Consider the following 23,075-nt stretch of genomic DNA (forward strand, 5'->3'; position numbering starts at 1 on the left):
GTTTATGCCATTTTAATCCGCGCATCATGAAACATATCCATTTCAGGGGCAAGTACTTTCATAAAGCGGTCAAAATATAACAGTTGCTTGGTCAGTAGCGCAAAATCTCTTGGGAAGTGAATACCATGGCGTTTACCGACTTCCACCATTTCAAGCAACATTTGATTGATTTCATCAGTATGATCTTTCAAGCGGTTTGGCATGGTTTGGTCAATGGTTTTTCCCATAAACAAACTATCATCTGCCAAGATTTTTTTCATCACTGATTCAAGATCTTGGGCAAGGACATCGACATTGACTTGCTCTCGCGCATGGGTCATATCCATTTCAACCATATAATGCGCCATGCCCCGATAGTCTTCTTTAGCAAAACTATCCATCATCCCCATACTGGCTTGCCACGCTTTGGGTTCAAGTTTGCCTACAATCCCAAAATCAATAAAGCCAATACGACCATCGGTCAACAACATCAAATTACCTGCATGCAAATCGGCATGAAAACTATTGCACAGCATCAAGCTAGAAAACCACGTGTTTAAAGTATCTGTCATCACCTGTGCGGGGTATTTGCAGTATTGACGCATGGCGGCATCATCAATCATCGACACCCCAAAGAACCGGGTCATGACAAGTACTTTTTTGGTACTGATATCATGATAAACATCGGGCGCGACTACTTTATGATTGTCTGTTTTTTTTAAAAAATCTTGGAAATCATCAATGTTTTTGGCTTCTTGTAAGAAGTCCGTTTCTGCTGCCATGCGCAAACGGATTTCATCAATAATGGGTGAAATACTGGCAAATTTTAGCGACGGTGCAATACTGTCAATCAGTTTAGTCAACCCAACCATCATGCCTAAATCGGTTTGAATGATGGTATCTACTTCAGGTTTTTGCACTTTTAACACCACATTATCGCCATTTTTTAAAATAGCACTGTGAACTTGGGCGATGGATGCAGACGCTAACGGTTTGACCTCAATACTTTGAAAAATATCTTCCAATGTCTGCCCATCTTTTTCCAGTTCCTCTCTTAAGACACCTTCAATATAGCTATAAGGCATGGGCGTGGTTTGATCCAGACAGCCTTGAAATACTGTCACATATTCGCGGGGAAAGATGGACGGGGTACTGGCAATAAACTGACCGATTTTGATATAGGTAGTACCCAACGCTTCAAAGCTTTGGCGCAGCAGCGTTGGGGTCATTTTTTCGCCTTGGGCGATGCGCAGCCCTGCTTTGCCAGCCACGGTTGCCGTCTTCCCGACCCGCTGAATGACATTTAAGGATTTTTTCAAAAAGTGATTTTTTTGCATGATTAACTCTAGTTTACATTACGTCTGTGATAGCGGATGGTTGGCTACAAATCTCGCAGTTAGCGTCTTTACGATAGTGAAGTTTTTTAAGATTCATGGTTTTGCCGTTCCATAGCAATAACGTTTGCGCTATAGGATTGATACCGAGTCCCAAAAAACTTAAAGCCGCTTGGGCTTGAAGGTTGCCGATAATTTGGGTGGTACTGGCAAGCACGCCGCTAGTGGCACACGTTTGCTCATCATCTCCTGCCCCTTGAAATAAGCAATGATAGCAACCCTGCTGTGGCGTAAATAATGCCAGTTGCCCGGTTTGCGCAATGGCAGAGGCTGATAATAGTGACAAATTTGACTTGACAGCGATGGTGTTAATAAGATCTCGTGTTTTGAAGTTATCGGTGCAATCGCATATTAATTTGCTTAGGCTATTTATTTTCGCTTGTTCAACTATTTGTTGATAATTATCGGCTGTTAAACGTGCTTGTATGGCGATAACCTCACAAAATGCATTGATTTCATGTAATTTAGCTTTGGCTACCAGCGCTTTAGATTGACTGATATCGTTAGGGGTAAACAACGACTGCCGCTGCAGATTGCTCTCATCAATCGTATCATCGTCAATAATAAGCATTTTGCCAATGCCAGCACGGCACAAGGTCTCTGCAAGTGGGCAGCCTAGCCCGCCCATGCCAATAATAATCGCACAGCTATTTTTTAGCCGCGTTTGTGCTTCTATATCCCACCCTTCTAGCAATATTTGGCGGGCATAGCGTAGCATTTCTGCATCGGTTAATTCTGTTTGTTCTGACATAGTTGTTAAATTTCACATATTTACTTAGGCTATTTTAGCCCATTAATTTAGTACACTAATTTAGTACACCCAGCGTTACTCGGTCATTGTGCCCATAGTCTTTGACGGTGATTACATCGCCAAAGCCATTTGACAAAAACACGCCCCTAACCTGTTCGCCCTGATCATACCCATGTTCAATTGCTAATAACCCATGAGGCTGTAAAAATTGTGGCGCAGTTTTGACAATATGACAGATATCCGCCATACCCTTATTATCCGCGATTAGCGCGCTAATAGGCTCATCGGTTAAGCCTGCCAAGTGGGGATCGTTGGGATCGATATAAGGTGGATTAGATACGATGATATCAAATTTATTGCTTTCATCTGCATTAACTGTCATAAAGGGTTCATACCAACTGCCTTCAAAAAACGCGATATTATTAACCCCTAGTCTTTTAGCATTTTGTGCTGCTACCTTTAGCGCCTCAGGCGACTTATCCACTGCGCTAACGGATGAATTTTCAAATTCGTCCGCCAGCGTGATGGCAATACAACCTGACCCCGTGCCTAAATCCAAAATATTCATTGGTTTGCTTAGGCTATTTTTATGATGATTAAGCACTGCTTCTATCAACCTTTCGGTATCAGGACGCGGTATTAAAGTATGCTGGTTGACTAAAAACTCATGCTGCCAAAAACTTTGTTTACCTAGCACATAAGCGAATGGTTTACCGGCCATCAACTCATCTAGCGCAGCAAAATATTGAGTGGCTATCTCTGCAGTTACCATTTCGCTATCATGGGTAATAAGATAAGTCTGCCCTACATGAAGATACTCACCCAGCAACTGTTTGCGGATGTGTTTTTCAACCCTGCTTGGTACAGCCAATAATGATTGAATGGTGTAAGATGACATTGGGTTATTCATGGGTGATGTTATCGCCTCTTGTCGCATCTTGGCTCATCACATGCTTATCTACCATATAAATCAAAAACAGCACAGGCACCCCAATCAATGCGGTAAAAGTGAAAAAAGCAGGATACCCCATGGTTTCTACCATCGCACCTGAGTAGCCACCCAAAATTTTTGGTGTTAACGTCATCAATGAACTAAGCAGTGCATACTGTACCATGCTAAAGCGAATATTGGTCAATACCGATAAAAAGGCGACAAAGATGGCACTTGCTAGACCTGATGCGAGGTTATCAAACATCACCGCTGAGTACATGTAAAAAAAATCATGTCCCTTGCCCGCTAAAATCACAAACAATAAATTACTGGCTGACGCTAAAATAGCACCAATCAACATAGCGTTCATGATTTTAAAACGCTCGGCAAGCAAGCCGCCTAGAATACCACCTACAATTGACATCCCCATACCAAAGGTTTTGACCGCCAAGGCGATATCGGTTTTGCTAAAGCCTAAATTGACATAAAACAAGTTTGACGTCGTACCTGCCACAATATCTGAAATACGATACAAGCCTATCAATAAAATCAGCCATACGGCTTTTTTCCCATACCGAATGAAAAAGTCTTGAATCGGTGCGACCCACATGTCAACCGCGACTTGCTTTTTGATGATTTTGGCTTTTAATAACACTAACGCGGTGCCAATGGCGATAACCACAGCGCCAATAAATTTAATACTCTCATAAACAAAGCCCAAAAATTTTGACTCAGTCTCTGGAAGCACGTGACCGATGACAATAAAACTGGCAATCAACGCAATCACTGAAATTAAAAATAGTAAAAACAATTGAAAATAATCCGACATCGGGCGTTCATGCTGCTCACGGGTGACGGTGGGTTCTTTGATTAAAAGGGTGGTGACAACCCCTATGAGCATCAAAGATGCCATAATATAATAGGTTTGTTGCCAAGCAGCGTAGTTGTAAGTGGCTTTGGTCGAGCCAAAATATTCTGCCAAGAACAATGCCCCCGCCCCTGCGACAATCAGACCGATTCGATAGCCTGCCATAAACATACCAGAGAGTACAGGTTGCATAGATTTTTCAGCAATTTCAATGCGATAGGCATCAATCACAATGTCTTGTGTCGCCGCTGAAAAACCTAACAACACGGCAAAAAATGCCATGTAATCAAGTACAACATCACTGGTGGGATTGAAACTACCAAGCATAAAAATTGCAAAGGCTACCACAATTTGTGCCACAACTAGCCAACTACGGCGTTGGCCTAGCATTTTGGTTAACAACGGAATCGGCACGGCATTGACGAGGGGCGACCAAACAAACTTAAACGAGTACCCTAGCATCGCCCAACTAAACATGGTGATAATTTTGATATCAAATCCTGCTTCTTTGAGCCAAATTGACAAACTAGAAAATATCAATAGATAAGGCAACCCTGAAGAAAAACCCAATAGCAACATCACCCAAGCGCGCTTGTCCATATAGGCTTTGATGGCTTCGCCCCAAGACTTTTTTGTGCCTGTTGAGCTTTCGCTGGGTAGCGCCGCTTGGTCGTTTGACACAGGTTGTTTTGATATTTGCATGTTACCTCTCACTGATCACGCACGATTTACCACAAAACTTCATTAAAATCTTGCTATTGTAGCGGTTTTCTAGGTGTAGACAAACTAAAATTATTATAGATGTCTGAAACGTTGATATCTGAAACAAGGTGGCAATACAACTGAATCAATAACTGAGTCAATGTCTGTATACTTGTCACATTAATCAATTCCTTAAATTTTAGGCCTATTAAATAGGCCTGACTTAAGCAGCTAGGTTTTGAACCTGCTATTTTATGGTAATATGCTATACTTGACACCCTGCGATGACTTTCAACCTTTTTGTTAGCAGCTTTGAGGCAAATTATGCAATACCCGATTGCTATCTATCAGCAAAATAATGCCTATCATGTCACGGTACCTGATATTGAAAGCATATCTGTAGTCGATAGTAGCATGGCAGGCGCAGTGTCTAATACACGTATGGCGGTGATGAGCCATTTATATCACCTAATTGAAGAAGATTTACCGATTCCTGAGCCCTCGTCTGTCACCGAGCATTTGATAAAACCTAAATACGCAGGCTATACTTGGGCCATCGTGAGTGTTGAGTTATCACGAATTATGGGAAAAACCGTCGAAGTCACTTTACAGTTACCCAGCCAGCTTATTTCTCAAGCCACTGAGCAATTTGCTGACGAGTCACTTGATAAAATCGTGTTAATGGCATTAAAAAGCTATGTAAAAAATCAGTCTAATGGCTAATTTTGTTAATATTTAAGTTCAACCAAGCTCATAAAGCGAGCATTTTTATTTCGTTTTTTTATTAAGGTCATTTTATGGCAATCAATGTTGTCATCAATCAACGTTATTTACAAATCCAACTCAAACAACTTGAAACCGTTTGGCAGACTGTGATTAATAATTACAATCTAAGCCAAGCTGCCAAAGTATTACACACCAGTCAATCCAGTCTTAGTAAGCATATTGCCGCGCTCGAAAGTCAGCTTCGAGCAGAAGTTTTTGTGCGGCAGGGTAAGCGATTGGTGGGTCTCTCTCCTATCGGGGAGCTGCTACTGCCGCATATTGAGAAAATCTTTGTGGAAGTAAGGTCGATTGAAAATTTAACTTTAGATTTTCAAAATCCCCATCAGGGTGAGTTGTCAATTGCCACGACCCATACCCAAGCACGTTATGTGTTGCCTTGGGTGGTACAGCGCTTTAAACAACAATTTCCCAATGTCCATCTGATTTTACATCAAGCTGACCCCGAGTCGATTGCCAATATGGTGGCACAAGGTCAAGCTGACATTGGCATCGCAACTGAATCGCTGCTTGCGCACGATAATCTACACTGTATTCGCTATTATGATTGGTATCATCATGTTATTGTGCCAGTGGGACATGAGCTTGAGAGTCGCACTGAGATTGATATCCAAACCTTAGCGAAATATCCGATTATCACTTATCACGGCGGTTTTACGGGCCGTGGTGCGATTGATAGAGCCTTTAGCGCGGCACAGCTGACGCCTAATATTGTACTTACTGCTTTGGATGCCGATGTGATTAGTACCTATGTCGGTATTGGTATGGGCGTGGGCACGATTGCTGAAATGGCATTTGAAGGTCAGAATTATCGCAATCTTGTCAAAATTCCAACGAAGATTTTTGGAAAACATGTGACGTGGATAGCCACCCGTGTCGATGGCGATATCCGTAATTTTGGCAAAGCTTTCATTGATATTTGTCAGCAACAATTTGGGTGATTGATTTTTTTGGATTCGCCATTATAAAGGGACTACTATTCTTTTTATGATGACTACAATGATGACAAAAATGACTAAACAAATCCCTATTTCATTTTTAGACCTTGTTCCTGTACCTGAAGGCAGTGACGCTAAAAACGCGCTTAAGCAAGCGGTGACTGTTGCCCAAACTGCCGAACAAGTAGGTTTTAACCGCTATTGGCTGGCTGAGCACCACAACATGCGCGGCATTGCCAGTACCGCAACCAGTGTGTTGCTAGCTCACATTGGCGCTCACACCTCAACAATACGAATTGGCTCGGGCGGTATCATGCTGCCTAACCATGCGCCGTTAGTGGTTGCAGAACAGTTTGGTACGTTAGCCACTTTGTATGGCGAACGTATCGATCTTGGCGTCGGCCGTGCCCCTGGTACGGATGGGGCAACCTTCCGTGCCTTGCGCCGCACCATGAATGATGCCGAAAACTTCCCGCAAGATGTGCAAGAGCTGATGCATTATTTTGACCCGCTCGATGGTCAGACAGTGACTGCCATGCCTGCTAATGGCTTAAATGTTCCTGTGTGGATTTTAGGGTCGTCCTTATTTGGTGCCAGTCTTGCTGCTGCATTAGGCTTGCCTTATGTGTTTGCGTCTCATTTTGCGCCGCAGATGTTATCGCAAGCGGTGACATTGTACCGTGAGAATTTCAAGCCCTCTAGCCATTTGCAACAACCTTATGTGATGGTGGCAAGTAACTTGCTATTGGCCAATACCGATGAGGAAGCCGCTTACCAATTTACCTCAGCGCAGCAAAGTTTTGTCAATTTGCGCCGTGGTAAACCCTCACAAATGCCAAAACCAATTGAGAATATTGATGCTTTTTGGACATCTGCAGAGAAATACATGGTTGAATCGTCGTTGGCAATTTCGTTTGTCGGTACACCTGACAGTGTTAAACCAAAACTTGACCATTTCCTAGAGACTATCCGTCCTGATGAATTGATTGTCACTTGTAATATTTATGACCAACAAGCCCGCCTCAACTCCTTATCTTTGGTGAAAGCGCTTGAATTATTTAGCTTAAACACCTAATCGAAACCATAAAAACGCAAACCACAAAAAAGCCCAAGATTAACTTGGGCTTTTTTATTATTTCGATAATTCTGATAATGACATCTTATTGAGCCGATCCAAATCTTCTTGCGTGTCGACACCGGGCGGCAACAGTTCGGAAGCAATATCAATGGCGATACGCATGCCTTGCTCCAAAATACGCAATTGTTCCAATGATTCAAGCTGCTCTAGCTCACCTTGCTGCCAGACACTAAATTGTTGTAACAAACTGACCCGATAAGCATAAATACCTAGGTGTCGGTAAGCGTTTTTTGGCGCGCTATTTTCCCCACTGATTGGCTGGTCGGTCAACAATGCTGTATGGCGATCGCAAGGAATCGGCGCTCGGCTAAAATACAAGGCTTCCTTGTGGGCATTTTTGACGACTTTGACTACCGATGGCCGTAAAAATTCTTCGACGCTTTGGATGGATTCAGCCAAAGTCGCCATCACGCAATCTTTTTTTTGTAGCAGTAGCTCAGTCACTTGTTTGATAAGTCCTGCAGGCACGAGTGGCTCATCGCCTTGCATATTAATCACGATATCTTCAGTTGACCATTGCTGAAGTCTAGCTACTTCAGCAAGCCTATCAGTGCCAGACGCATGATTGGGATCAGTCATGATGACATTTGCCCCATAGTCTTGACACAGTTTAGCGATGCTATCATCATCTGTTGCCACAAAAATATCATCGGCAATTCCCGCCGATTTCACCGCATTGGCACGATCAATCACCCATAGAATCATCGGCTTGCCATGAATTTCTAACAGCGGTTTGTTGGGTAGTCGGGTACTTTTTAGACGGGCTGGTATGACCAAATGTTTTAACATATTGTATTTCCTACAAGTTTTTTAATTGTCAGTATTGTCAGCAAGGGTAATCAATTTACCGATTTGTTGGTCAATTAACGCATAAAAGGCGGGTGATAATTCAGCTTCTACCGGTAACACCCAGATGTTTGTTGCAATGTCATTTTTCTCATGACCTTGAGCGAACAAAACACGCAATTTGACTGCATCCTTATCGGTGACGATAATCGGTAACTTTGGCAAGTTGGCAAAATCTTGCAAACTATAAGTGTGATGGTCATTCAATGGCATCGGTATGATGTCAAACCCTAATTGGCTTAGGCTATTAAAAAAACGCTGCGGCAATCCAATCCCCGTCATGGCAATCACTTGTTTGGTAGGTAAACTATCTTGCGAATAGGTTTTAAATAAAGGCGTTTTAAATAAAGGTACTAGCGGTTTTTGTAGCAAACGCATACGAACATCGGGTGATAGGCTATGTCTATTTTTGCTTAGGCTATTTGAAAAATGGGTTAAAGTCTGCGTATCCTGCCAATCACTTTGGTGAAATATGACGGTGGTATTGGGCTGATACAGCCGTTTAATCGGTTCGCGCAGAAAGCCTGTGGGCAATAGTTGGCAGTTACCAAAGCCGCGATCGGCATCGACGACAATCCAGTTTTCATCCCTATCTAAGGCAAAATGTTGCAGTCCATCATCCGCCAAAATAAGTTGAATATCGGGGAATTGCTCAAGCAATAACTCAATTGCTTGAGCACGGTTTGGACAGACTGCCATTGGCACACCTGTATGCTGCACAATCAGGCACGGCTCATCGCCAACGTCACTGGGCTTTGAATTTGCTGTCACGATACAGGGCATGAGCTTGGGTTGTCCGCCATAGCCACGACTGATGACGCCGACCGTCAGTCCTTTTTGCTGCAGGTAGGTTACCACCGCAATGATTAGCGGTGTCTTACCGCTACCGCCAACCGTAATATTGCCCACTACAATGACGGGCACGTTGGGATAATAAACGGGTTTTAGCCCTAATCGATAAATAGTTTTATTGAGCCAAAAAACCAATCCATACAACCAAGACACCGGCAATAACAACCATAGCCAGAGGGATTTGTTGCGCCACGCCTGTAGTAGAGTTTGTTGCATTAGCTTGACAATATGTCCTCTTCAAAATGACGCTCATACAACTTGGCATACGTACCTTGCGCGGCTAGCAAACTGTCGTGGGTACCGACTTCAATAATTTCACCTTTATCCATCACCACGATTTTATCGGCATTTTGGATTGTCGTTAATCGGTGCGCGATAACGATGGTGGTTCTCCCATGCATTACGCGCTCCAGCGCTTTTTGGATATAAAATTCTGATTCGTTATCTAGCGCGCTCGTGGCTTCATCCAAAATCAAGATAGGCGCATCCTTTAGCAAAGCACGTGCAATAGATAAGCGTTGGCGTTGTCCGCCAGATAACTGCAAACCTTGTGAGCCAATCTTTGATTGGTAACCCTGCGGCAATTGCATGATAAAATCGTGCGCAAAGGCTGATTTTGCGGCATCAATCACTTGCTCCGAAGTTCGGTTAGATAATTCGCCATAGGCGATATTGTTGTGGATAGAGGTATCAAACAGCACCACTTGTTGGTTGACACTGGCAATCTGACTACGCAGTGAATGTAATGTCAAATCTTCGATAGGGACATCGTCAAGATAAATATTGCCCGCTGTAGGCTCTAGCGCGCGCATCAGACAGTTGACTAGGGTAGTTTTACCTGCGCCACTTCGACCGATTAACGCCACCGTTTCACCGGGATTGACCACCAAATTTACGTTGTTGAGCGCTTGTTTGCCATCCTCAAAAGTGACGCTTAGGTTGTTAAGTACTATTTTACCACTCAGGGTTTTTTCAACCTTGCCTGTGTCTTTTTCTTCGGCTTCATCGAGCATTTCAAATATAGAATCCGCCGCCGCCAAACCTTTTTGCAAGCCTTGGTTGATATCGGTCAACGAGCGCACGGGTTTGCTCAATAGCCCTGCGGCACTGATATAAGCGATAAACTCACCTGCGGTGGTGTCACCTAATACATTGGGTCTTAACGCAATCCATACCACCACCCCCATCGCGCACGCCATCAATAATTGAATTAATGGGGTATTGATGCTATTGGTCACCACCACCTTTAGCCCTTGTTTAAGATTGGTTAAAGAGGCGTTATTAAACCTTGTCAATTCATTTTGCTGACCACCATAATTTTTGACCACTTGGTAGCCTGTGATGACTTCATTGGTAATATGACTGACCTCGCCCATGGACTTTTGAATACCGCGCGACAGGTTACGAAAGCGTTTACTGGCTTTACCGACTAACAATAAAATCGGCGGCAATACCACAAACAACGACAGGCTTAATTTCCAATTACTGTAAAGCAAAAACGCCAACAACCCAATCACGGTCAAACCATCGCGTAACAAGGTTTTGAGCGTATCGGTACCCGCCGCAGTCACCTGTTCGACATCAAAAATTAATTTTGCAGAAATCTGACCGGCATTGTGGTTAAGATAAAATTGGCTAGGTAATCTGAGCAATTTTGAAAACACTTGCATACGCAGCTGATAGACGACATTGCGTGAAATCACTGCGCTAAAGTAATTACCCAAAAATGAGCTAAGTCCTCGCAGTACAAACAACAACACAATTAAGGCTGGAAAAAGATTGATATGGGCTTGATCACGTTCATTAATCGCATCAATAATGAATTTAACCAGCTTGGCAATGCCCACTTCGGTGCCTGCATTTAAGGTAAAGCCAATGACGACCAGCGTCATCGCCCACCAATACGGCTTGAGATAACCTAGCAATCTTCGATAGGTCTGCCAACGTGGGTGAGCATTGGAAGGGTTTGAAACGGTCATGGCATCTCAATATATAAAAGAACGACTTAACAGCTATTGTATCAGTAAATTGAACAATAAAAATTATTTGGCATCGGGCGCTGGGGCTATATTACTATCGAGCGAAGTGGCAGGTATCACAGTACTGATATTTAAATTCATAAAGCCCATTTTACCCGCTATATCCATCACTTTAACCACCGACTGGTGACTGGTATCGGCATCAGCAGAGATAACAAATAGCTGCTTTCGGTCTTCACCCGCTTCTTGACGGATCATCGCTGTCAATTCAGCTTCGCCATTACCAGATAAAGCAATGCCATTGACCAGATAACTACCATCTTTTTGCACCGCGATTTCAATGCGTTTGCTTTTATCAGTAATCGGTACGCCCTCTGCTTGCGGCAAAATGATATTGAGTTTACTAAAATGGTTAAAGGTGGTCGACAGCAGCAAAAAAACAATCAAAAACAGCAAGCAATCAATCATCGGGGTAAGATTGATTTCCAATGGTTCGACCGTGGGTTTACGAAATCGCATGGGTTGACTCTTTTACGCAGCTATATGCCATTAACGAGGCGTGATTAGACCATAGTCCAGTAATTCTTGCATCATCAAACCCGCTTCTTGTTCAAACGCGGCATTGATATCAATGATACGGCGCTGAAAAATACGGTAAGCCATCACTGCAGGTATCGCAACCAGCATACCCCCTGCTGTGGTAATCAGCGCTTGTGATACGCCAGCTGCCAGCATGGTCGGATCTTGCATTGCGCCTTCGGTAATGGCTAAGAAGGATGAAATAATCCCCAGTACGGTACCTAAAAGACCCAACAATGGCGCGATAGCACCGATGGTACCCAACATATTAATATGTTTTTCTAATTGGTGGATGGCGATACTGGCGCGGTTTTCCATATGCATGGTCATTGAATCAATCCCATGCTGGCGATTCATGAGTCCAGAAGCGAGGATATCACCCAAAGGCGAATTGAGTTTGACATTCTCAAGCGATTCACGATCAATATCGCTCTGCTCAATCAGCCGCTGCATCAATTGTTCACGCAGATGGGCGGGTGTCACTGTGCTGGCTTTAAGTTTTATCGCGCGCTCAATGATGATAATTAACATCAAAATCGAACATAGGACAATGGGCCACATCAACCAACCGCCTGCTTTAACTAATTCCCACATCCGTTATACTGCCTTTGCCTGTCAATGACTAATAAATTGATAAAACTAATCTAATGCGCAAGATTAATGCTCAAGTTGCGACTGGAACTGGGCAATCAAAGCTTGTAATTCTTCTTCGTTGTGAAAAAAGATCTCAATACTCCCCTTGCCTTTTGAGGATCCTTTGATTTTTACCACGGCGCCGAGTTGTTCAGAGAGGTGTTGGTTCAGGCGTAGCCTATCATAATCAATTTCTTGGCTTTGTATCGGCGCTTTTGGATTTAAAATGTCTTTGACTAACGCTTCAGTCTCACGAACAGTCAATTGACCCTGTATAATTTTTTTGGCAATAACCGGCTGCTGTTTGGGTGACAGCGACAATAATGCCCTGGCATGCCCCATATCCATCTGCCCTTCGTTTAATGCCTGTTTGACATCGTCATGTAATTGGTTCAAACGCAACAAATTAGAAACCGTTGTTCTCGCCTTACCCACAACATCAGCAATTTGCGAATGACTCATGCCGAACTCATCATGAAAACGCTGCAATGCGGCAGCCTGTTCCATGACGCTCAAATCTTCCCGTTGGATGTTTTCAATCAATGCCAAAGCGATTGCCAAGTCGTCTGACATTGGGCGCATGATGGCGGGTATATGGGTTAGACCCGCAATTTGCGCCGCACGCCAGCGACGCTCACCCGCGATAATTTCATGGGTAATCGGGGAATTGGGCAATACTTTGGCTAAGGGTCGAATCACAATAGGCTGCATCACGCCATGTTGCTTGATAGACGTTGCCAGCTCTTGCAAGGCATCTTCGTCCAAATCAAGGCGCGGCTGATACTTGCCACGCTGCAAATACGCGACGTTGATATGCATCAAATTTAACCCAGCCACATTACTACTATCATTACTATTATTATTGGCATCGTTATTTATGGGTGTGTTATCGGTATTTGACGTTACTGTTTTGGCGGGTTTTGGGGTGAGTGGTTTGGGGGTTACCGCAGCTGTAGGCGATTTTTTGGCTACAGCTATAGTGTCGCTAGCTTCGGCTGATTCATCATCCGCGACATTTTGCCCATCATCGCTCGATTTGGCATTTAGTTTTTCAGCGCTTTTCGCGTCATCGACAGCGGCTCGAACACTCGCATCGATTAGATTACCGGTAATCAATTTTTCTGTTTTGATTGAGCCGAGTAACGCATCAAGTCCTCGATTTGATGCCAATCCACGCTTTTTAACCATGTCGAAATTCCCAATGCCATTAAATAGTTAAAAATGACTGATAAAAAATTAAACCAATGCCGCCATTTTTGAACTGGCTATTTTAGCAGATTCGCCATAGCTTGAAAAATAGTTTCATTGCTTTTGTCGGTGCGCACTTGCCAACAAGTTAACAGAAAAAGTGCCTAAACAGTTTAATTTAGGTAAGTTGGAATTGGCGACTTTGCTTGATAATTTCATTGGCAAGGCGAATATACGCTTGTGAGCCTTTTGAATTTATCTCATAATCAAGCGCAGGGATGCCGTGCGCCGGTGCTTCTGCTAGACGAATATTACGGGGAATAATGGTATTAAATAAAATCGGACCAAAATGCTCAATCAATTCCATAGAGACATCATTTGCCAAGGTATTGCGCGGATCAAACATGGTTCTTAGCACACCGCGGATATGCAAGTTTGGGTTTAGCGACTTCAAACGCTCAATGGTTTGCGATAAATCCGCCAATCCTTCCAATGCAAAATATTCACATTGCATCGGGATAATCACCCCTGATGTGGCACACATTGCATTGATGGTAAGTAAACTTAAACTCGGGGCGCAGTCAATCACGATAAAATCATACGGCTTAGTCGCGCGGCCGTTTTTGGCAGGCATATCAGCGAGCTGCTGCATGGCTTTTGACAAAATTGCATGGTTTTCAGGCTTTTGACTTAAATGCAAATCACTGCCTGACAATTCATTGTTGGCACCGACAATATCAAACCCATTTGCGGTTTTGACAATCGCCTCATGGATTGGCAAATCATCTAACAGCACATCAGCAATACTGTACTCTAACTCGCGTTTATCCAGTCCTGATGCCGTGGTCGCATTGCCTTGGGCATCCAAATCAATCAGTAAAACTTTTTTGCGGCGATGTGCCAGTGCACTTGCCAAATTAACCGCGGTGGTGGTTTTGCCCACCCCACCTTTTTGATTAGCAATGGCTAAAATATCCATGAACTGTCTCGCAATGTGTTGATAAAAAGGTTGAAAATTGTAGTCAAAAACAGCCAGTTTTTCAAACCCTAATACCGGTAAAACTGGCTGAAATGGGGTGTTTATCTTTGCAAATAAATCAAGTGGCGTGATTCATAGAGCTTTGGCACGGTTAACACTTGGGTGTTAATTTGCCACTCATTTTGAAGGGCTTGAATCTCGTCAACAGGTTCAACCCCCTTCATGGCACAAATGATACCATTGTCTGCCAATTTGCTTTGACTATGGGTGACAAAATCCACTAGAGATGCAAACGCCCTTGAGGTAATCACTTGATAACTACCTGCATGTGCCTCAATACGACTGGCAACCGGCGTTAGATTTTTTAACCCCAGTTCACTGGCGACCTGTTTGATAAAGCGAATTTTCTTTTGGTTACTATCAAGCGCTGTCACCGCACGTTGTGGCTGACAAATAGCAACTATCACCGCTGGCAAACCCGCACCCGTCCCAATATCTAGCAAATCACCGGCTGGCAAAAATGGCACAATCGATAAACTATCAAAGATATGTTTGATTAACGCTTGTTGGTCATCTTTGATAGCGGTCAAATTATACGCTTTATTCCAAAATAACAGCTGCTGTAGATAGTACAGGAGCTGTAATTGCTGCTCATCCGATAGCTGCAACTTTAACTCAGAGAGCGCTTGTTGCAACTGCGGCTGTAATTTTACGTACTGGGGTTGTAGCTTTACATTAATCTGCGCCATTAAAACACCCGATTAAGACCATTGAGTGCAGCAACGCGATAGGCTTCAGCCATCGTTGGGTAGTTAAAGGTGGTATTGACAAAGTATTCTAGCGTATTGCCGCCTTTACTTTCCATCACTGCTTGTCCGATATGAATAATTTCAGAGGCGTGATTGCCATAACAATGGATACCTAAAATCTCTAAGGTTTCACGGTGAAACAGTATTTTTAACACCCCACTACGCTCACCGATGATTTGTGCGCGGGCAAGGTGTTTAAAGAAAGCTTGCCCGACTTCATACGGCACTTTTTCGGCGGTTAATTCTTGTTCGTTTTTACCAATACTTGAAATTTCAGGAATGGTATAAATACCCGTTGGCACACTGCGAACAGGTTGTGCATTTTCATCGCCTACCATATAAGCAGCAGCGCAGCGCCCTTGGTCATAAGCTGCCGATGCCAGCGATGGCCAGCCAATGACATCCCCTGCTGCATAAATATTTGGGATATCGGTTTGGTAATGTTCATTGACTTTGAGTTGACCACGGCTGTTTGCGGTGAGTCCGATGGCGGCAAGGTTGAGACTGTCGGTATTACCTGAGCGACCGTTTGACCATAAAATAGCATCTGATTTGATGCGTTTACCACTTTTTAGGTATAAAATTACGCAGTCATCATAAGTTTCTAGCCGTTCGATTTCTTCTTTGTTGCGAATCAATACGCCAAATTGTCTAAAGTCATGCGACAATGCGTCAGAAATCTCATCATCCAGATAGCTAAGCAACTGCTCTTGGGTATTAATCAAATCTACTTTATAGCCAAGACCGGTAAAAATAGACGCGTACTCACAGCCAATCACGCCCGCACCATAAATAATAATGCGCTGTACCACATAATCCATTTGCAGGATTTTATCGGAATCAAACACACGAGGATGGCTAAAATCTAACAAATCAGGGCGATAAGGACGGCTACCCACGGTAATAATGGCTTGTTCAAAGGTAATGTCTTGCTCGGTACCATCACTCATATCAACATGAATGGTATGGGTATCTTTAAAACTTGCCCAACCATTGATTAAGTCAATTTGATTGCGCTCATAAAAACGGGTATGCGTTTCTACCTGATTACGCACCACTTCGCGCGCTTTGGTTAATACTTTATTAAGTGGAATCTGGTGATAGTCGATGCCTTGGTTTAAGATAGGATCGCGGCGATTACCGATAATATTAAACACTGACTGACGCAATGCTTTACTTGGAATCGTGCCTACGTGCGTACAGTTACCGCCCACTTGTTTACGTGGATCAATCACGGCAACTTTTAGCCCAGATTTGGCGATTTTCATCGCTGCTGCTTCACCCGCAGGTCCTGCACCAATCACAATAGCATCATAATCATAGGCATGGCTAACGGCATCTTGACGCTTGTAACGCTTTAAATTGATACGGGTGTTATCTAGCGGGCTAATTAAATCAAAATGCACCGATGCATCATCAAAATGTTTGACCTTATCATCGTCTTCACTGATACTGACGGTATTGGCTTTTTTATCAGAATCCGAAATTTCAGTTTTGGTTGGTTTTGCCAAAATTTCGGTAATATTTTCTTGGGGCTCAATAATTGACTGTGTGTTGGAATCACAGATGTTTTCGTTTTCATTGTTTGTAGGGGGAATTTGAGTAACTTTGTCATTAATCCGTTTTTTTGGCATATTAGCTCCCATATTTTAAGCCTTGATAATGAATAAAAAAGATAATGAATAAAAAATTTTTAAATTAAATATAAAATACGATAAATTAACCGTATGTTAAGAGATTACATTAACCAATTCGACGTTTTAACCCCGTCATCTGTAAAATACGCGTCGCGATTTCTTCAATCGACATCGTGGATACATCAATATTTGGAATCCCTTGAGAAATATAAATACCTTGAATGGCGCGCAACTCCTGTTGACATTGCTGGTAACTTGCATAGCGGCTACCTGCACGGCGCTCGTTACGAATTTTTACCAGACGATCGGCGTCAATCACCAAACCAAACAGTTTGTCACGGTAGGGCTTTAACGCTTTGGGCAACGAATTTTCATATAAATCATCTTCAGTCAACGGATAATTCGCCGCACGAATACCAAATTGCAACGCTAGGTATAAAGAGGTAGGCGTTTTACCCGAACGTGACACCCCAATCAAAATAATATCTGCCGCATCATAATGGGTGGTGCGCGCGCCATCATCATTGTCTAAAGCAAAATGCACCGCATCGATACGTGATTTATAGTTCTCAGAATCGACATCCCCATGGGCATGACCGGCATGCGGTGCAGGTTGCACTTTGATTTCATCGGCAATTTTACTAATTAAACCTTCATAAATATCTAAGTTAAAGGCATCTGCGCCATTGATTCGTTCACGAATCACAGGATCAACGATGGTATCAAAGACTAACGGCTTTACCCCATCACGCTGGTGGGCAAGATTGATTTGATTGACCGCTTCATCGGCGCGATCGAGGGTATCAACATAAGGAATAACCCGAGTCTCAAATGGTACCGTGGGAAATTGGCTTAAAATAGAGCGACCTAGGGTTTCAGACGTAATCGCAGTACCATCGGAGATAAAAAACACACTTCGCAACGACTGCGAATTTGCAAAATTTAAGGCGTCTTTATTTTGAATCGTGGCTTTGATTTGCTCAATGGTCATGAAAAATTATCCAAAAAAATGACAAGAAGCGTCCATACTAATTTAAATTAACACTGGTTTAAACTCATACTGATGGTCAACCTCACACATTAACTGCGTTTTTGGCAGTGAATGTCCTCTATTAATGTCGTTATCAGTGCAGACACTATCGTTTGTCTTACAGGCATTTGTCTTACAGGCGTTTGTCTTACAGGTCGAGAGTTTGTTATTATACGTGACTTGTAGGCTTTAATCTAACAAATCGATGCTTAATTTGCCTTAATTAGCCATCAGTTATTGTCATTGAAGGCTTATCTACGTTTTTTCTCCCCTTAAACTCAAAGATATCCCAGCAAAATTTTAGTTGAATTGTTGATCGCTGACAGTTTTTTTAAAATTATAAATTTTTTGCTAGAAAATCATTTTTTAAGATGAATTTTCTACGAAATACCGTTATAATCTTTTCAAAATAATCTTTATTTCACGGAGTTATCACCTTGAACGCACAAGTTATCTCACTCGACAAGTTAGGCAAAAACGACATTGACAAAGTAGGCGGTAAAAACGCTTCATTAGGTGAAATGATTAGTCACCTAACAGATTTAGGGGTAAGCGTACCAGGTGGCTTTGCAACAACGTCTGAAGCTTTTAACAAATTCTTAATCGGTACCGGTCTTCAAGACAAAATCAAAGACGCGCTCCAAGGTCTGGACGTGGATGATGTTGCGGCATTGACTGCCACAGGCAAGAAAATCCGTGACATGATTATTGAGCAAGAGTTGCCTAAAGATTTGGAGCAAGAAATCCGTGATGCCTTTGCCGAAATGAGCCAAGGCGAGGACATCGCTGTTGCAGTTCGTTCATCAGCGACTGCTGAAGATTTACCAGACGCCTCATTTGCCGGTCAACAAGAAACTTTCCTCAATATCCGTGGTATTGACAATATCTTGATTGCTATTAAAGAAGTCTTTGCTTCTTTATACAATGACCGCGCCATCGCTTACCGCGTTCACAAAGGTTTTGAGCACGCAGGTGTTGCCTTATCAGCTGGCGTACAACGCATGGTACGCTCAGAGACAGGCACTTCAGGTGTGATGTTCACCATTGATACCGAAAGTGGTTTTAATGACGTGGTATTTATCACCGCAAGCTATGGCTTGGGTGAAATGGTCGTGCAAGGTGCGGTGAACCCTGACGAATTCTACATTTCAAAAGCCTTATTAAATGCCGGCAAACCTGCGGTAATTCGTCGTAACCTCGGCAGCAAACAACAAAAAATGGTTTATGCAGACGAGCACTCTGCGGGCAAATCAGTCAAAATAGTCCCAGTAGACAAAGCGGAACGCAACCAATTTTCACTGAGCAATGAAGAGTTGGTTGAACTTGCCAAACAAGCATTAATCATCGAAAAACATTATGGTCATGCGATGGATATCGAATGGGCAAAAGATGGTGACAGTGGCAAATTGTTCATTGTGCAAGCCCGTCCAGAGACAGTAAAAAGCCGTGAAAGTCAAAACGTCATGGAGCGTTACATCCTTAAAGAAAAAGGCGATGTCATCTGTGAAGGTCGTTCAATTGGTCAACGTATCGGCGCAGGTACTGTACGCGTGGTCAATTCAATCCATGAAATGGATAAAGTACAAGAAGGTGACGTCCTTGTGTCTGATATGACTGACCCAGACTGGGAACCCGTCATGAAACGTGCCGCTGCTATCATCACTAACCGTGGTGGTCGTACCTGTCACGCGGCAATTATCGCGCGTGAATTGGGCGTCCCTGCCATCGTGGGTTGTGGTAACGCCACTGACCTATTGACCGATGGTCAAGCAGTCACTGTATCTTGTGCAGAAGGTGATACTGGTTATATCTACGAAGGTCAATTGGACTTTGAAATCCAAAACAACTCAATTGAGTCAATGCCAGACTTGGCATTTAAAATTATGATGAACGTCGGTAACCCTGACCGCGCCTTTGGATTTGCCCAAATCCCTAATGAAGGAGTGGGTCTAGCACGGTTAGAATTCATCATCAACCGTATGATTGGCGTGCATCCAAAGGCACTGCTTAACATGAACACCCTACCACGCGAAATCGTACAAGCGATTCAAGAGCGTATGGCAGGCTATGCTTCACCGGTTGACTTCTACGTTGATAAATTAGTTGAAGGTATTTCAACCCTAGCGGTCGCATTTAAAGATAAGAAAGTTATCGTACGTATGTCTGACTTTAAATCGAATGAATATGCAAACTTAATCGGCGGTAAACTCTATGAGCCCTCTGAAGAAAACCCAATGCTCGGTTTCCGTGGTGCCAGCCGTTATGTGTCAGAAAATTTCCGTGACTGCTTTGAATTAGAATGTCGTGCATTAAAACGTGTTCGTGATGAAATGGGCTTAACCAACGTTGAGATTATGATTCCATTCGTACGTACGACGGAAGAAGCGCGTAAGGTATTAGAGCTACTTGAGAAAAATGGTCTTAAACGTGGTGAAAACGGTTTACGCGTCATCATGATGTGTGAGTTGCCAACCAATGCCTTGTTAGCAGAAGAATTTTTACAGTACTTCGATGGTTTCTCAATCGGCTCAAACGATTTAACCCAGTTAACCCTTGGTCTTGACCGTGATTCGGGTATCGTATCTCAATCATTTGATGAACGTGACCCAGCGGTTAAAAAACTACTGAAAATGGCTATCGATGCCTGTAACGCACAAGGCAAGTATATCGGTATCTGCGGACAAGGTCCTTCTGACCATCCAGACCTAGCGATGTGGTTAATGGAACAAGGTATTACTTCTGTCTCACTGAACCCTGATTCGGTGTTGGATACTTGGTTCTTCTTAGCAAAAACCGAAAAATAAGCTTGTTGGCATTCATAAAGCCCTTAGTTTTGACTAAGGGCTTTTTTTGGGCATTAAAAAACCCAGCATGCACATGACACGCTAGGTTTTTTTGCGCTGCAATTTATAACAACACGCGGCGTGGATCTGCTAGTAATTTTGCAATATAGCGGGTAAATACTGCAGCGTCCGCACCATTGATCACACGGTGGTCATACGATAATGACAAAGGTAGCATTAAACGTGGCTCAAACTCGCCTTTAGTCTCATTCCAACGTGGCTGAATGCTAGATTCACTCACGCCTAAAATCGCAACTTGTGGCCAATTGACCAGCGGCGTAAAGTAAGTACCGCCAAGATTGCCTTGACTTGAAATCGTAAATGACGCGCCGGTTAACTCTTTGGCAGATAGTTTTTTATCACGTGCTTTTTTGGCAAGTTCACCGATTTCAATCGCTAGTTGTTTGATACCTTTTTGCTCTACACGTTGAATGACAGGGACTGTCAAACCCTCCTCGGTGGCTACAGCAAAGCCTAAATTCACGGATTTACGGATAATAATCTGGGTATTGTCATCGCTTAAATGGCTGTTAAATTTTGGATGTTGCATCAGTGCATAAGCAGTTACTTTCATGATGAAAGCCAGAATGGTTAAACTCACCCCTTCTTTTTTCATCTCATCTTTCAGGTCGCCACGCAATTTTTCAACATCGGTAATATCTGCCAAATCAAACTGGGTGACTTGTGGCAAATAGGTATTGTAATTAAGCTGCGGAATGGAGACTTTTTGTAGACGGGTCAAATCTTGGCGCTCAATTTCTCCCCAAATTTCCGTTTTACTCATATCGGGTAAATTAGGTAATCCTGAGCGAGCCGCTGTTGGCGCAGAGATATTATTTGCTGCTGCGGGCGTACTAACCGCTTTTATTGTATTTTTGACATAAGCAAACACGTCTTCTTTGACAATACGCCCATTAGCGCCCGTACCAATCACTTCACTGACATCAACACCCAATTGGCGCGTAAGTTTGCGCACCGCAGGCCCTGCATAAACCGCGGCGTTTTTGGCATTGATTTGCGCTTCAGACAGTTTTGACTGCGAACTTGACTGACTAGATGATGTACTGGCGCTATTAGTTGAAGTCGACGCGGTATTTTGCGTTTTAGCGATTTCTTGCTGAGCAGTATTGGTGGTCGCTTGCGGCTGTGAAGCTGAACTTGACGCTGATTGCACTGACCCCACCAATTCAATCACAACAAAGTCTTGACCATTGGTGACGGTATCGCCAGCGTTAACCAGTAATTCAGCCACTTTACCGGCGACTGGTGAGGGGACTTCCACCGAGGCTTTATCGGATTCTACCAATAACAATGGTTGTTCTGCTGTGATCTCATCGCCTACTTTGACCATCCATTCACTAATCTGTGCCGATTCTACCCCTAAATCAGGCAAACCAAAGGTTTGTTTACCAGCGGGTGTGGATGATTGAGGCGCAGATACCGTTTGAGCGGGTGGCTGATTTTGGTTTGCAGCTGAATTGGCTTGACTAGCAGCTTGTTCTGATGAGTCACTGGCTAATGATGACTGTTGCGTAGCTGATTGGGAGGCCATCACGATAAAGTCCTGACCATTGGCGACCGTATCACCTGCATTGACTAAAAATTTGACAATTTTTCCACTGACAGGTGCCGGTACTTCGACCGAGGCTTTATCGGATTCGACCAATACCAGCGGTTGTTCAGCAGTGACAGTATCGCCCTCTTTGACTAACCATTCACTAATTTCTGCGGTATCCACCCCTAAATCTGGCAATGTATAGGTTGCTTCAGCTGATGCGGATGTTGGCTGTGATTGATTTGGCGCAGCCATAGACGGCGCTTGCGATGAAGTCGCGTTAGCTTCTTTAGTTTCTTTAATTTCTCTAGCTTCGTTAGATTGGGCTGCTTGTTGGTCTGTCTGTTGCGTAGGTTGCTCTACAGGTGCAGTGTTGGATTGGCTATTGCCTGCACTGTCGATGGTGAGAATCACATCACCTTCTTTGACCTTATCACCGATTTGAAGATTAATCGCTGTGATAGTCCCTGCTGATGTTGCAGGTACTTCTACGGAGGCTTTGTCAGATTCTAATAAGACAATGTTATCGTCCACATTGATGACATCGCCGACTTTGACCATAATTTCGCTGACTTCGGCGCTATCAACGCCTAAGTCGGGAACTTTGATTTCCATGGGTTTATCCTTAAATTTTTATTTTTACTAAGTGGGTAATCAGCCG

The 23,075-nt window shown here is 43.3% G+C and carries 19 protein-coding genes; 4 read left to right on the forward strand and 15 right to left on the reverse strand.

Annotation, left to right across the window (positions count from 1 at the left end):
• Positions 1-2: 2 nt before the first annotated feature.
• The 4 genes from RTS10_RS00215 to RTS10_RS00230 are packed head-to-tail and all read right to left on the reverse strand — an operon-like array spanning position 3 to position 4,625.
• Positions 3-1,316 (reverse strand): ABC1 kinase family protein, encoded by a 1,314-nt coding sequence (locus RTS10_RS00215; RefSeq protein WP_312538673.1) that lies wholly within the window; start codon positions 1,314-1,316, stop codon positions 3-5.
• 13 nt (positions 1,317-1,329) lie between these two features.
• Positions 1,330-2,124, reverse strand: a complete 795-nt coding sequence (locus RTS10_RS00220; RefSeq protein WP_312538675.1) for a HesA/MoeB/ThiF family protein — start codon at positions 2,122-2,124, stop codon at positions 1,330-1,332.
• A gap of 55 nt (positions 2,125-2,179) precedes the next feature.
• Positions 2,180-3,034, reverse strand: coding sequence for a peptide chain release factor N(5)-glutamine methyltransferase (prmC, locus tag RTS10_RS00225; RefSeq protein WP_312538677.1), 855 nt, complete (start codon positions 3,032-3,034; stop codon positions 2,180-2,182).
• Complete coding sequence (locus tag RTS10_RS00230) at positions 3,027-4,625, reverse strand: AmpG family muropeptide MFS transporter (protein ID WP_138019297.1); 1,599 nt, start codon at positions 4,623-4,625, stop codon at positions 3,027-3,029. The genes prmC and RTS10_RS00230 overlap by 8 nt, the downstream gene beginning before the upstream one ends.
• Before the next feature lie 324 nt (positions 4,626-4,949).
• On the opposite strand from RTS10_RS00230, the gene RTS10_RS00235 reads away from it, so the two are divergent.
• The 3 genes from RTS10_RS00235 (at position 4,950) to RTS10_RS00245 (ending at position 7,421) form a co-directional block, all read left to right on the forward strand.
• Complete coding sequence (locus RTS10_RS00235) at positions 4,950-5,348, forward strand: type II toxin-antitoxin system HicB family antitoxin (protein WP_312275622.1); 399 nt, start codon at positions 4,950-4,952, stop codon at positions 5,346-5,348.
• Between the two features lie 74 nt (positions 5,349-5,422).
• The gene (locus RTS10_RS00240) at positions 5,423-6,349 is read left to right on the forward strand and encodes a LysR substrate-binding domain-containing protein (RefSeq protein ID WP_219331270.1); all 927 of its coding nucleotides are present in this window, start codon (positions 5,423-5,425) and stop codon (positions 6,347-6,349) included.
• Positions 6,350-6,419: 70 nt separating this feature from the next.
• A complete protein-coding gene (locus tag RTS10_RS00245; protein WP_312538678.1) occupies positions 6,420-7,421 on the forward strand; it encodes an LLM class flavin-dependent oxidoreductase in 1,002 nt (333 codons plus the stop codon).
• A gap of 57 nt (positions 7,422-7,478) precedes the next feature.
• Here the strand turns inward: RTS10_RS00245 and kdsB are convergent, their stop codons facing one another.
• The 10 genes from kdsB to ppsR all read right to left on the reverse strand — a co-directional run bounded on the left by kdsB (position 7,479) and on the right by ppsR (position 17,977).
• Entirely contained in the window at positions 7,479-8,273 is a 795-nt protein-coding gene (gene kdsB / locus RTS10_RS00250; RefSeq protein WP_312538679.1) for a 3-deoxy-manno-octulosonate cytidylyltransferase, read from the reverse strand.
• 21 nt (positions 8,274-8,294) lie between these two features.
• The gene (lpxK, locus tag RTS10_RS00255) at positions 8,295-9,398 is read right to left on the reverse strand and encodes a tetraacyldisaccharide 4'-kinase (RefSeq protein ID WP_312538680.1); all 1,104 of its coding nucleotides are present in this window, start codon (positions 9,396-9,398) and stop codon (positions 8,295-8,297) included.
• Entirely contained in the window at positions 9,398-11,161 is a 1,764-nt protein-coding gene (msbA, locus tag RTS10_RS00260; RefSeq protein ID WP_312538681.1) for a lipid A export permease/ATP-binding protein MsbA, read from the reverse strand. Before msbA ends, lpxK begins: the two co-directional genes overlap by 1 nt.
• Positions 11,162-11,224: 63 nt before the next feature.
• Entirely contained in the window at positions 11,225-11,680 is a 456-nt protein-coding gene (locus RTS10_RS00265; RefSeq protein ID WP_095355429.1) for an ExbD/TolR family protein, read from the reverse strand.
• A gap of 30 nt (positions 11,681-11,710) precedes the next feature.
• A complete protein-coding gene (locus tag RTS10_RS00270; RefSeq protein ID WP_312385800.1) occupies positions 11,711-12,334 on the reverse strand; it encodes a MotA/TolQ/ExbB proton channel family protein in 624 nt (207 codons plus the stop codon).
• A 63-nt stretch (positions 12,335-12,397) separates the two neighbouring features.
• Positions 12,398-13,561 (reverse strand): ParB/RepB/Spo0J family partition protein, encoded by a 1,164-nt coding sequence (locus RTS10_RS00275; protein WP_312538682.1) that lies wholly within the window; start codon positions 13,559-13,561, stop codon positions 12,398-12,400.
• A gap of 178 nt (positions 13,562-13,739) precedes the next feature.
• Positions 13,740-14,540: a ParA family protein gene (locus RTS10_RS00280; protein ID WP_312538683.1), complete on the reverse strand. Its 801-nt coding sequence runs from the start codon at positions 14,538-14,540 to the stop codon at positions 13,740-13,742.
• Between the two features lie 101 nt (positions 14,541-14,641).
• Complete coding sequence (gene rsmG / locus RTS10_RS00285; protein ID WP_203171884.1) at positions 14,642-15,289, reverse strand: 16S rRNA (guanine(527)-N(7))-methyltransferase RsmG; 648 nt, start codon at positions 15,287-15,289, stop codon at positions 14,642-14,644.
• The gene (sthA, locus tag RTS10_RS00290; protein ID WP_312538685.1) at positions 15,289-16,983 is read right to left on the reverse strand and encodes a Si-specific NAD(P)(+) transhydrogenase; all 1,695 of its coding nucleotides are present in this window, start codon (positions 16,981-16,983) and stop codon (positions 15,289-15,291) included. Before sthA ends, rsmG begins: the two co-directional genes overlap by 1 nt.
• A gap of 109 nt (positions 16,984-17,092) precedes the next feature.
• The gene (gene ppsR / locus RTS10_RS00295; RefSeq protein ID WP_312538686.1) at positions 17,093-17,977 is read right to left on the reverse strand and encodes a posphoenolpyruvate synthetase regulatory kinase/phosphorylase PpsR; all 885 of its coding nucleotides are present in this window, start codon (positions 17,975-17,977) and stop codon (positions 17,093-17,095) included.
• Positions 17,978-18,453: 476 nt separating this feature from the next.
• On the opposite strand from ppsR, the gene ppsA reads away from it, so the two are divergent.
• The gene (ppsA, locus tag RTS10_RS00300) at positions 18,454-20,820 is read left to right on the forward strand and encodes a phosphoenolpyruvate synthase (RefSeq protein WP_007116643.1); all 2,367 of its coding nucleotides are present in this window, start codon (positions 18,454-18,456) and stop codon (positions 20,818-20,820) included.
• 103 nt (positions 20,821-20,923) lie between these two features.
• On the opposite strand, the gene RTS10_RS00305 is transcribed toward ppsA, so the two are convergent.
• A complete protein-coding gene (locus tag RTS10_RS00305) occupies positions 20,924-23,029 on the reverse strand; it encodes a 2-oxo acid dehydrogenase subunit E2 (protein ID WP_312538687.1) in 2,106 nt (701 codons plus the stop codon).
• Positions 23,030-23,075: the final 46 nt, after the last annotated feature.

This window comes from Moraxella sp. CTOTU47616, assembly GCF_032017465.1.
Classification (GTDB): Bacteria; Pseudomonadota; Gammaproteobacteria; order Pseudomonadales; family Moraxellaceae; genus Faucicola; species Faucicola tetraodonis.